This window comes from Vibrio sp. V39_P1S14PM300, assembly GCF_009904765.1.
GTDB lineage: Bacteria > Pseudomonadota > Gammaproteobacteria > Enterobacterales > Vibrionaceae > Vibrio > Vibrio proteolyticus.
In genome coordinates this window covers 1-12361 of the sequence record NZ_WXWP01000194.1, presented here as the reverse complement: position 1 = coordinate 12361, position 12361 = coordinate 1, and the positions used below count along the sequence as shown (strand labels likewise).

Here is a 12361-nt window from a genome sequence, read left to right as displayed (position 1 = left end):
GGTTGGGATGGTTTGTATCCCGTAATCAAAAATCAGGAGAAGATTTTCTACTTGGTGGGCGTGGCTTACCCTTATTCCTCGTTTTAGGAACGACAGTCGCCACCATGGTGGGGACCGGCTCAAGCATGGGCGCGGTGGGTTTTGGTTACACCAATGGTTGGGCCGGGGCACTCTATGGCATCGGAGGCGCAATCGGTATTTTGCTTCTGGCTTTGTGGTTTGCGCCCGTGCGCAAGCTCAACTTCATGACCATGAGTGAGGAGCTTGCGTATTATGTTGGCGCAAACCGTATCGTCAAAAATGTCGTTGGGCTATTAATTTTTATCGCGTGTATTGGTTGGCTAGGCGCACATATCCTCGGTGGTGGCATGTATCTGGCTTGGATTGCAGACATCGACCTCAGTACGGCAAAAATGATCATTGCCGCAGCATTTACCATCTATGTGGTCATCGGTGGTTATACGGCCGTCGTTTGGACGGACACAATTCAAGCCGTGATTCTCTTTGTCGGTTTTATTCTTATGGCGGTACTGTCGGTGCAGCATATTGGTGGCCTGGACAACCTGTATTCTGCTATGGACCCCGCTGCGGTCAGTTTCCTGGCCATTGATAAGCTTGGTCTGCTTCCTGCGATATCGCTGGCGGTTGTGATCGGCGTGGGTGTGTTAGCCACCCCGTCGTTCCGCCAACGCATTTATTCGGGCAAAGATGTGGCTACGATTCGACGTTCGTTTATCGGCTCTGGTGTTTTGTATCTGTTCTTTTCTATTATTCCTGCGATTATCGGTATGGCAGCCCATGCCATTGATCCTGAGTTGAACAACGCCAACTTTGCGTTTCCATACATTGCCGCAACGGTGCTTCCGGTCGGCGTCGGACTTATCGTGATGATTGCGGGTCTGTCGGCCACCATGTCCAGCGCCAGTTCTGATGCCATTGCGGGTGTGTCGATCTTGTTGCGCGATGTGTATGTGATGTTCACAGGACGCGTCCCGAACAAAGAATCGATGATGAACTACTCGCGTCTGGCTCTGGTTGTCGTGATTGGCTGTGCGTTGTTGTTTGCACTGACATCGAATGACATTATCAGCTACATCACCAAGATGATTTCTACGGTTATGTCTGGAATGTTTGTGTGCGGCATGCTGGGACGCTTCTGGCGCCGCTACAACTGGCAAGGGGCGTTGGCAACGTTGGCGGGGGCGTCTGGTGCTTCCGTCGCAGTGATGTTGAGTCCTGAGCTGACTGTTTACTGGGGTAACCCTGTGATCCCGTCATGCCTGGTCGCACTCAGTGCCGGTGTGCTGGTCAGCTTGGTGACGCCAGCGAATCAAGTCTCACCAGAAATGGCTCGCGCCATTCTCGATGATGAACGTGCCCTGATGGAAATGGAGCTGTCGGAGCATGGCGTGCTAGACGAAGACGCGTCTCTGCGTAACCGCTCTGCGGCAGCTAATCAGAACGCATAGACAGCCCTGAGCCGAATAATTTGGTGGCTCGTTCGTGAGAGCCACCTTGTCGAATCCATGCCAAACAAGGTGAACGATGACCTCTTCGACTTACACTAAGATTGCGTTCTTTGGTGAATGCATGATTGAACTCAGCGGTGACCCAATCCGAAAAAGCTTCGGCGGCGATACGCTCAATACTGCCCTCTACCTCTCTCGTTTAACCGCTTCGCATCCCGTTCAAGTGGCTTATGCGACAGGGTTGGGTGACGATACGTTGTCTCGCGAGTTGATTGAATACTGGAAACAAGAAGGTATCGAGACCGATTTGATCGAAACCTTCCCGGCTAAATTACCGGGCTTGTACATAGTGCAGACCGATGAGGCGGGTGAACGAAGCTTTCTGTACTGGCGTGATAGCGCGGCAGTGAGAAACTACTTTGTCACACCTTCGTTAAACAAACTCGAAGCGGCGATTGCCAGACAAGATCTCAATTATGTCTATTTGAGCGGCATCAGCATTGCGATTCTAGATGACGACAGTAAAACAAGGCTTAAAGAAGCGCTCAATCAGTTTTCGCAAGCCGGTGGCAAAGTCATTTTCGATAACAATTTCCGCCCGCAGCTTTGGTCTGCTGAACAAGCCAGACACTGGTATCACCAAATTCTGCCATTGGTCGATATTGCCCTGATTACTGAAGACGATGATGCCTTGGTCTGGGGGAAGGAAGAAAGCGCAGAGCAGCGCAGCCTTCGTTTGGGCTGCCAAGAAATCGTGATCAAACGGGGCTGCGAGCCATGCAAACTGCTTTGGCGACAAGGTGATGCAATCCAGCAAACTTATGTGGCGGCAGAGAAGGTCGAAAACGTTGTGGATACTTGTGCGGCAGGTGACTCGTTTGCCGCAGGTTACTTGGCAGCGCGGCTGACCGGACAAAGCTGTGAGCAAGCTGCACATCTTGGCCACGCGTTGGCGGCCACGGTCATTCAATATCCCGGTGCGATTATCCCTAATGACGCCATGACGCACCTTATCCGATAACTTGTGAGAGCCTATTATGTTCCAAACCATGATCAACCAATTAACACAATTTAAAGTGATTCCTGTTATCCAGATCAACCGTGTCGAGCACGCTATTCCTTTGGCAAAAGTGTTGGTGGAAAACGGTCTGCCAGTGGCTGAAGTAACCTTCAGAACCAAAGCCGCAGTAGAAGCGATCAAAGCCATGCGCGATGCATATCCGGAAATGTGTATTGGCGCAGGGACAGTTTTGACGCCAGAACAAATTATTCAAGCGAAAGAGGCAGGTGCTGAGTTTATTGTCGCTCCCGGTTTGAACCCGAATACGGTGCGTTGCTGCCAGGATATGAACATGCCTATCGTACCGGGTGTCAACAGCCCCAGTCAGGTTGAGCAAGCACTGGAGCTTGGTTTGACATTTCTTAAGTTTTTTCCGGCAGAAGCCAGTGGCGGTCTGGCTATGGTGAAGTCTCTGCTTGCGCCTTACGGCGATGTCAGCCTGATGCCGACCGGAGGGATCGGCAAACATAACGTTAACGATTATCTCGCGATCAAGCGTGTGGTTTGTTGTGGCGGAACCTGGATGGTGGCACCGGACTTGATCGAAAACGAACAGTGGGACGAGATTGGCAACCTGGTCCGCGAAGCGGTGGCGCTGGTGGCTTAGCGCGTCTCAGGTTTAACCCCAAGTCGTGCTTATTCAGGCAGTGGCGTGACTTGGGCTGGACAATAATAACAACGCTAGGATATCAAGGATGAACAAAGGTACATTAGCACTACTGATTTCAGGTTTACTTACCATTCCGGCAACAATGGCGAAGACTCCTAATTCCGACCTTAACCTAATGCCTTATCCTAAAAAGGTGGCGCTGGGGCAGGGCAAAATCCCGCTGAATAGTGCGTTCAGCATCTACATCAAAGGCTACGATTCGCCGCGTGTACAATTTAATGCTAAACGCATTATGGATCGTCTGTATCGTCAAACCGGTGTGCCGATGTTGAATTGGCAAGCAAAGTCTGAAAATGACGCCACATTAGTGATTGATATTCGCCACGCCCCTAAAACAGAGGTGCAGAACATCGACAGTGATGAGTCTTATCAACTGGAATCGCGCAATGGTCAGATCCTTATTCGCTCGGAACGCCCGTATGGGGCGTTCCATGGCCTGGAAACCTTCTTGCAATTGGTCGAGACGGACGCGACAGGTTATTTTGTGCCTGCCGTATCCATTCAAGACGAGCCACGCTTTCCCTGGCGCGGTGTCTCTTATGATACCGCTCGTCACTTCATCAAAGTGGAGGTGATTCTTCGTCAGTTGGACGCGATGGCTTCGGCCAAGTTGAACGTTTTCCATTGGCATATTTGGGATGACCAGGCGATTCGTATTCAGTTAGATAGTTATCCCAAATTATGGCAGGACACGGCGGACGGTGAGTACTACAGTAAGGATGAAATTCGCCACGTCGTGAATCACGCTCGCAACCTTGGTATTCGCGTCATCCCGGAGATCTCTTTGCCCGGGCATGCTTCGGCGGTAGCGCATGCGTATCCGGATCTTATGTCGGGCACCGGAGAGCAGTTTTATCCTCATCAACGTGGCTGGGGTGTTTTTGAACCTTTAATGGATCCGACCAATCCAGAACTTTATAAGATGCTGGCCAGTGTGTTTGATGAAGTGAGCGAGCTGTTCCCCGATGAGTATGTTCATATTGGTGGTGACGAGCCCAATTACCAGCAATGGCGCGACAACACTAAGATTCAGCAGTTTATTAAAGACCACAATCTTGATGGTGAACGCGGTCTGCAAGCGTATCTCAACACCAAAGTTGAACAGATGCTCGAAGAGCGCGGTAAGAAGATGTCCGGCTGGGATGAGATCTGGCACAAAGATCTGCCTACGTCGATCGTGATTCAAAGCTGGCAAGGCCATGACAGCATTGGTCGTGCGGCTAAAGAGGGTTATCAGGGCATTCTCTCGACCGGTTATTATTTAGATCAACCACAGCCCACCAGCTACCACTATCGTAATGACCCGATGTCCACAGGAATGACGGTCGATGACAAGCTTCATACTGGAGAGAAGTTCGCGACTTATGTTTGGGTGAAGCCGCGTACGAAAGGCGGCCCGCGCAAAGGCAATTTAACCATCATCGAAGCGGTGGACGGCAATTATCGAGCGTTTACCGACTACAATGGCAAATCTCGCGACGAGGTTTATATCATCGAATACGTTCCTGGTGTGAAGTTCCGGGGGCACTTCGATAATTTTATGTCGTACACCGAGTTTAATTATGAGTTTGCTGACGGAAAGCTGAAAGACACCAGCTATCAGTTGATTGGCAATGTGCGCTGGCCCACTACTGGGCAGCTGGTGGCAAGCAGTGATATTAGCGGGAGTGTGATTCCGGCTCCCAATGGCGGTTATCCGGCGGAGCTGACCGAGAAAGAACAATCGCTCATCTTAGGCGGTGAAATGACCATTTGGGGCGAGAACCTGGATTCAATGACCATCGAACAGCGTCTATGGCCGCGCAGCTACGCGATAGCTGAGCGTTTGTGGTCGAGCCAAACCCTTACCGACGAGCGCAGCATGTACAAGCGCATGAAGGTCATGGATACCTGGTCAGAAATTTCACTTGGCCTGCGTCATCACGCAGATACCAATAGGATGCTCAAACGTCTGGCCAATGGTGGCGATGAAACGCCGCTGCGAACCCTTGCAAAATACATCGAACCGGCACAGTATTACGCTCGTCATTGGCAGAAGTGGATTTCGACGCCCAATAAAGGCGATCTGTACAATCAGTATGAGCGCTTAAATCGTTTTGCGGATGCATTGCCCGTTGAGAGCTTGGCGGCGTATGAGATGCAAGATTTAGTGACTGCGTTTGCCCAGGGTGATAAGGCTGCGTTAGACGCCTTGTCCTGGCATTATGACACCGTCAAATTGGCCGCCCAACAGGCGAAATCTATCTTTGCGAAGAATATTGCCTCCGTCGAGACGGTGCCGCTCACTGAGGCTGCAGTGCAACTCGCCGAGTTAGGGCTTGAGTTGATTGATGCGGCTAAGCAGGGGCGCCCTATCACGCAGAATGCTGCCGAGAGATATCAGAGAATCATTAATGAGAATGCCGTGATTATTGATGAGACCATCGTCGCTATCGTGTTACCAACCCAACAGTTACTCTATACACTCAAAGGGTGAGCAATCCTCGCACCGTCTGTTTCCCCAGATGGTGCGATTGGCACAGTATCTCTGCCTGCCGATCCGATCATTATGCTCTCCCCCCCCCAAAAAAAAAATCTTTGCAGACGCAATCTTGTTGTTACTCAATCCACAAAATCAGTGGCTCAGCCGCTTAGTTTTACACGCTCGAGTTTGCCACTGAGACAACGAAACAGTACATACTTTGTTACACCATGTTATTCTATATCTAAACTATTGATTGCACGATGTACTGGGTCGATAGGACTCGACGAAGAGAGTCTGAAGATTCGAAAGTGAGGAATTACAATGAGCCAGTTTTTTTATGTACACCCAGAAAACCCGCAAGCGCGCTTGATCAGTCAGGCCGTAGCAATCATTCGCAACGGCGGCGTGATTGTTTACCCAACGGATTCTGGTTACGCCCTTGGCTGTCAGTTGGAAAACAAACAAGCGCTGGAACGCATTTGCCAAATCCGCCGTCTGGACGAAAAACACAACTTTACCCTGTTATGCCGTGATTTGTCTGAGCTGTCTCTTTACGCTCGAGTGGACAATACCGCATTTCGTTTGCTGAAAAATAACACGCCGGGTCCATACACCTTTATCTTTAAAGGGACGAAAGAAGTACCTCGTCGCCTGATGAACGCTAAGCGTAAGACGATTGGTATCCGTGTGCCTGACAACCGTATTGCACTTGATTTGCTCGAAGCGCTGGGTGAACCTTTGATGTCGACATCGCTGATCTTGCCGGGGAATGATTACACTGAGTCGGATCCGGAAGATATCCGCGATAAACTCGAACAGGCCGTAGACGTGATTCTCAATGGCGGCTATCTTGGAGAGAAGCCGACAACGGTGATTGATTTCAGTGAAGATGAGCCAGTATTGGTCCGACTTGGCTCAGGCGATCCGGCGCCGTTTGAGTAAACGAAATAGGTGCTTTTTGCCAGTTTTTTTGCGATAATACGCGGCCGCATTTTGCGGCCGCAGTTTTTATTCGACGTCTGTGAAGACGACACATAGGTAGATAAATGAACGAAAAGTTACAGAAGGTTTTAGCACGAGCTGGTCACGGTTCTCGTCGTGAATTAGAAGCGTTGATCAAAGCTGGACGAGTAAGTGTTAATGGTGTGGTAGCTAAACTTGGCGAGCGTCTTGAAGACGAGAATGCTGTGGTACGTATTGACGGCCACACAGTTTCTGTTAAAGCGCAGGAAGAAGTCGTCTGTCGAGTTCTGGCTTACTACAAACCGGAAGGGGAGTTGTGTACTCGCCACGATCCGGAAGGCCGTCGCACTGTCTTTGACCGTCTGCCTAAAATTCGTGGTTCACGTTGGATCTCTGTCGGACGTTTGGATGCTAATACATCCGGTCTGCTGTTGTTCACGACGGATGGTGAGCTGGCAAACCGATTAATGCACCCAAGCCGTCAGGTGGAGCGTGAGTATCTGGTACGCGTATTCGGTGAAGTGACAGAACAGAAAGTTCGTAACCTGGTGAAAGGGGTCGAGCTGGACGATGGTCTGGCACGTTTCGAAGACGTGGTGTACGCGGGTGGTGAAGGTATGAACCACACGTTCTACGTGGTGATCAATGAAGGTCGTAACCGCGAAGTTCGCCGTCTGTGGGAATCTCAGGAATGTACGGTAAGTCGTCTGAAGCGTGTGCGCTACGGCGATATTTTCCTGGACAAGAAACTGCCACGTGGTGGTTGGATGGAGCTGGATCTGAAGGAAGTGAACTACCTGCGTGAGCTGGTTGAACTTCGTCCGGAAAAACAGACTTTGCTGGACGAGAATAAGGCGAACACTTCACGTAAACGTGAGCGCTCTCGTAGCCAGAAGATCCGCCGTGCGGTGAAGCGTCATGAAGAGCGAGTCAATTCGCCAAAAGGTCGCAGTAATAACCCTTCACGTCGTAAAAGTAACCGAGCGACGGGTGAACGAGGTTCGCGTACAAAATAATACGCCATATTGCTAATCAGAAACGCAGCTCTCGGGCTGCGTTTTTTATTTGCACTCTTTGACAGCTTAGATTATTGATCGTGTTCACCATTCGTTTATCTGCGGTCGTTTTTCATGTTGGTTTATTCTCGTTATTTGTCTCGCCGTTTGTTTGTCTTACTATGTGTGTTGTTTACCGGCTGTACCGTGACACCGTATCGTGTGGAGCCTGTCCACTCACCCAATTCCAGCCCTAGAATCTCCAGCATTGTTCTGCATTACACTGCGCTGAATAACCAGGCGTCACTCGACATACTGACTCGCGCTGATTCAGGAGTCAGTGCCCATTATCTGATCCCGCAGGGGTGCCAGTCATCGCCCTGCCCAGTCTTACGGTTAGTCGAGGATGACCAGAGAGCCTGGCATGCTGGGCAGAGTCAGTGGCGTGGGCAAGCAGGACTGAACGCCAGTTCGATAGGGATTGAAATCGTCAATCTGGGGTATCCTGAAGCCGAAGCACAACTTCCGATCGAGCAACGGAAATGGGATGAGTTCGAAACCCGACAAATTGAAACCGTGGCGGCGCTGATTACGGATCTCGCCAAACGGTATCAAATTCCACCTCAGCGTATTCTTGGCCACAGTGATATTTCTCCTGGCAGGAAGCTAGATCCGGGTCCGCGTTTTCCGTGGCGCCGTTTGCATCAGACTTATGGAGTAGGAGCTTGGCCCGACGAGTTTGAAGTCGCGCGAGTGATGCGCTTGTCAGCGCCGGAGGACGCGTTGTCATGGCAAACCGCGTTGGTGGAATACGGTTACGCATTACCGATAACGGGTCTCTGGGATCCGGTTACACAGCAAGTGCTGCGTGCATTTCAGTTACATTTTCGAGCAGACAAGGTTGACGGGCTACCGGATCTTGAAAGTTGGGCGAGATTACAGGTGTTGCTGGCGCAGTATTCACGTTAACTATGACCCGTCCTGATATGGGGTTGGAAAGTGTCAACCTTATTTAGGACGGTGCACTAAGACACAAAAAAGCCGCTCAGGGAGAGCGGCTTTTTTACGCTAGAGTGTTTGAGTGAGCTGATAGTAACGACCTTGCTGTGCGAGCAGCTCTTGGTGTGGTCCGTACTCAACGATTTCGCCTTGCTCAATCAGACAGACGGCGTCCATTTTGTCCATATCTACCAAACGGTGAGTAATAAACAACACGGTTTTTCCAGCGAAGTGCTCGCTAAATAACGCCATGATTTGTTGCTCCGTCTGTTTGTCCAAACCCTCAGTCGGCTCATCCAACAGGAGGATAGGGGCGTTGTGCAGCAACGCTCGCGCTATGCCGATCCGGCGCTTTTCACCACCGGAAAGCTGACGTCCTCCGTCACCTAACCAGGCATCCAAACCGTTATCCTGAAGAAGTTTCTGCAGACCGACTTTTTCCAGTGCGGCGCTTAGCTCGGCGTCGCTGGCATCAGGGGCCGCCATAATCAAGTTATCCCGCACGGTGCCGTTCAAGACGTCCACACGCTGGCTGACCACAGTCATTGCCCGGCGCAACTGGCTTTCACTCCATGCATTTAGCGGTTGACCCGCAATGGCGACCTGACCGTGCTGCGGATCCCAGTATCGAGTCAGTAACTGCATCAAGGTCGATTTGCCAGAGCCAGTCTGGCCTACGATCGCCACCCGATGGCGTGCTGGAATATCCAGAGATACTTGATTGAGCACGTCCAGTTGCCCGTCAGGGTAGCGGAAAGTGATATCCTTGAATTGAATGTTGAACTCCTTGTGATGCTCAACAGGCTGCTCTGGGAAAGTGACGTCGGGTTCCGACAGGATAACGTCATTCAGTCGTCGCGCCGATGTTAATGTTTGTCCCAGGAACTGGAATGCGCCGGCAATCGGCATCAGCAGTTCAAAGCTCGCCATGGTGGCAAACGCCATCAGGGCGATCATTGGATCTGGAGTCTGTCCGCCGACACCATCGGCGGCCAGCCACAAAACCAACGCCAGGGTCCAGCCATTGGCCAGCAGCAGCAGACCTTGCGCCAGGCCAGAGAAGTGGGCGTTAACAAACTGATTGGCAATCAGTTTGTTTTGCGCGTCGACAATCGCTTCACGATAACGCTTCTCTGCACCGAAGATGGTTAGCTCACTGTATCCTTGCAGCCAGTCTAACGTGGTCACACGCAGAGCCGCTTTATGTCGTGTCAGCTCTGTGCCGTTGCGTTTCCCCAGTTTGTAGAACACTACGGGCCAGATCAGCAGCAGAGCCATCATAATGGCACCCAGCGTCAGACCAAGGGCCATATCCCACCAACATAGGAAGGCCGTTAAGCCGATGATACCGAGCACACCCACGATGATCGGGCTAACGAGGCGCAAATAGACATGGTCCATGGCATCAACATCGGCCACCAGACGGTTAAGCAGGTCTGCATCACGCAGGTTAGACACCCGACCAGGGATCAGCGGTGCCAGCTTTTCAAAAAAGAAAATACGCAGGTCAGTCAGCAGCTTGAACGTTGCATTGTGACTGACAACTCGTTCACCCCAGCGACCGGCGGTGCGGCCCATTGCAAACCCCCGGACAAAAGCCCCGGGCAGCATATAGTTGAAGGTTTCCCGCGCGATAGTTAGCCCGGCAACGGCTGCGGCCGCCAGGAACCAACCGGATAACGTCAGCAGGCCGATCGAAGCAAATAGAGTCAGAAACGCGAGCAGCATGCCGAGTGACAAGCCAAACCAATGTTTCTTATACAGTTTCAGATAAGGGAGTAAATCACGCATCTAAGTTCCCCTTATTGGTTTGATTCAGGGCCTGATTGGCACGTAACATCTCGCGGAACAAGCCGTCGGTGTTGGCCAGGGTATCGAAATTGCCTTGCTGAACCAGTGCACCGTCTTGCATGACCAGAATTTGTGCCACATCCTGTAATGGTGCCAGTTGGTGGGTCACCATCAAAGTGGTTGTGTCTTGGATCTGCTCTGACAACCCCTTCATTACCAGGCGTTCGCTGCGGGCATCCAGACTGGCTGTCGGCTCATCCAGCAACCAGAATCGCCCGTCCTGCAACATCGCCCTGGCCAAAGCCAGACGCTGAGCCTGACCGACCGAAAGGCCACCCGAACGATCCGATACCTGATAATCCAACCCTTGTTTTGCGACAAACTCAGCCGCGAAAGATTGCTCCAGTACGCGTTGAACGTCTTGATCCGCAATATTATGTTTACCGAGCGTGACGTTGTCGCGGATTGAGCCATGTACCAGCAGCGGATTTTGGCCGACCCAACTGATGACTTGTCGCCAACTGGCGAGATCCAGTGATTTGAGTTCGCTCTGGTTGATCCTGAGTGACCCCTCATAAGGCAGGAAACCCAAAATTGCATTGACCAGGCTGGTTTTGCCCGCACCGCTTGGGCCAACCAGTGCGGTTGTTTGATTGGCGTGGATCGCAAAGCTGACTGGGCCGAGCAATGGCTTACCTTCGGGACTAAAAACGGTCAGGTCTGTTGCTTCGATGGTGATTGCGCCGCTGTCAGCAAGCTGCTGCTCACCGGAGCGAATTTTACTGACGTCGGTTTGCAGAAATTCGACAATGCTTTCAGCTGCCCCGACGGCTTGCTGTTTGGCATGGTAGAACGTCCCCAAATCGCGAAGCGGCTGATAAAACTCCGGAGCCAGAATCAGAATAAACAGTCCGGCAAACAGGGTCACACCAGTACCATAGGTACCGAAATTCAGCTCACCAATAAAGCTGAAGCCGAAATACACTGCCGTGATAGCGATAGAGATTGAGGTGAAGAATTCCAGCACCGCAGACGAGAGAAACGCGATTCGTAGCACGTCCATGGTGCGGGTGCGAAACACTTCTGAAGCACCTTTCATCACTTCCGTTTCTGCTTGTGTGCGATCAAACAGACGGATAGTAGTCATCGATTGCAGGCGGTCATAAAAGTGACCGGATAGACGCTGCAGCGCTTTGAAGTTCTTGCGGTTGGCATCAGCTGCCTTCATGCCAACAAATGCCATGAATAACGGAACCAGTGGCGCGGTCAGAAGGAAAATCAGACCCGCGGCCCAGTTTAATGGGAACACCACAACCAAAATCACAAACGGCACCAGGACTGACAACGACATCTGAGGCAGATAACGAGCGAAGAAGTCGTGCATTTCCTCAACTTGCTCCAGCAGCAATGTCGCCCAGGAGCCGGCCGGTTTGCCTTTTATGTACGCCGGGCCGAGCTCGCGCAGTTTATCCAGAATGAGCTGGCGGATGTAAACCCGAATTTGCTCACCACAACGGAAGCCAGCGATTTCCCGCCCCCATGCGCATAGTGCACGTATGGCGATAGCGCCAACCAGTCCGAGGAAATAGGGGATGAGCTCCGATTTGTCCACCTGTTCAATGATCAACTGGTGAAGAATGGAAGCGAGCAGAGCGGCTTGCGCCAGTAAAAACAGGCTTGATAACACACCGAGACCAACAGCAATGCCGAGCCAGCGCTTTGCAAGCTTGCTCTGCTGCTTGAGCCAGGTGTTCAAGCTGCGTCTTTTTTTCTTATCCATTTCGAAGGCTTAATGAGAATTATTATGTGTGTAAGAACCTGGCATTATACAAAATAAAGCCCGGCGGGAATACCGCCGGGCTTTTGGGTTTTGAAGTAAAAATGAAAAATGTTTTTACTTATCTGAAAGGGCATCCAGGTAGCGTTCTGCATCCAGAGCCGCCATACAGC

Annotated in this window: 9 protein-coding genes; 7 read left to right on the top strand and 2 right to left on the bottom strand. The window is 51.4% G+C overall.

Going from position 1 to position 12361, the window contains the following annotated elements:
* The first annotated feature begins 2 nt into the window (after positions 1-2).
* The 7 genes from CAG65_RS10040 to CAG65_RS10010 all read left to right on the top strand — a co-directional run bounded on the left by CAG65_RS10040 (position 3) and on the right by CAG65_RS10010 (position 8590).
* Positions 3-1469: a sodium:solute symporter family protein gene (locus CAG65_RS10040; protein ID WP_237668794.1), complete on the top strand. Its 1467-nt coding sequence runs from the start codon at positions 3-5 to the stop codon at positions 1467-1469.
* 76 nt (positions 1470-1545) lie between these two features.
* Positions 1546-2490 carry a sugar kinase gene (locus CAG65_RS10035; RefSeq protein ID WP_161453531.1) on the top strand — a complete coding sequence of 315 codons (945 nt, stop codon included), beginning with the start codon at positions 1546-1548 and terminating at the stop codon, positions 2488-2490.
* A 16-nt stretch (positions 2491-2506) separates the two neighbouring features.
* Positions 2507-3136: a bifunctional 4-hydroxy-2-oxoglutarate aldolase/2-dehydro-3-deoxy-phosphogluconate aldolase gene (locus tag CAG65_RS10030; protein ID WP_021703642.1), complete on the top strand. Its 630-nt coding sequence runs from the start codon at positions 2507-2509 to the stop codon at positions 3134-3136.
* An 88-nt stretch (positions 3137-3224) separates the two neighbouring features.
* On the top strand, positions 3225-5675 hold the full coding sequence (locus CAG65_RS10025; protein WP_161453530.1) for a beta-N-acetylhexosaminidase: 2451 nt from the start codon (positions 3225-3227) through the stop codon (positions 5673-5675).
* A gap of 309 nt (positions 5676-5984) precedes the next feature.
* On the top strand, positions 5985-6605 hold the full coding sequence (locus CAG65_RS10020; protein WP_161453529.1) for an L-threonylcarbamoyladenylate synthase: 621 nt from the start codon (positions 5985-5987) through the stop codon (positions 6603-6605).
* Between the two features lie 104 nt (positions 6606-6709).
* A complete protein-coding gene (rluB, locus tag CAG65_RS10015; protein WP_021703639.1) occupies positions 6710-7642 on the top strand; it encodes a 23S rRNA pseudouridine(2605) synthase RluB in 933 nt (310 codons plus the stop codon).
* A gap of 114 nt (positions 7643-7756) precedes the next feature.
* A complete protein-coding gene (locus tag CAG65_RS10010; RefSeq protein WP_161453528.1) occupies positions 7757-8590 on the top strand; it encodes an N-acetylmuramoyl-L-alanine amidase in 834 nt (277 codons plus the stop codon).
* Positions 8591-8689: 99 nt separating this feature from the next.
* Here the strand turns inward: CAG65_RS10010 and cydC are convergent, their stop codons facing one another.
* Together cydC and cydD are read right to left on the bottom strand one after the other, a co-directional pair.
* Entirely contained in the window at positions 8690-10411 is a 1722-nt protein-coding gene (gene cydC, locus CAG65_RS10005) for a heme ABC transporter ATP-binding protein/permease CydC (protein ID WP_161453527.1), read from the bottom strand.
* Positions 10404-12191: a heme ABC transporter permease/ATP-binding protein CydD gene (gene cydD / locus CAG65_RS10000; protein ID WP_161447870.1), complete on the bottom strand. Its 1788-nt coding sequence runs from the start codon at positions 12189-12191 to the stop codon at positions 10404-10406. The genes cydC and cydD overlap by 8 nt, the downstream gene beginning before the upstream one ends.
* Positions 12192-12361: the final 170 nt, after the last annotated feature.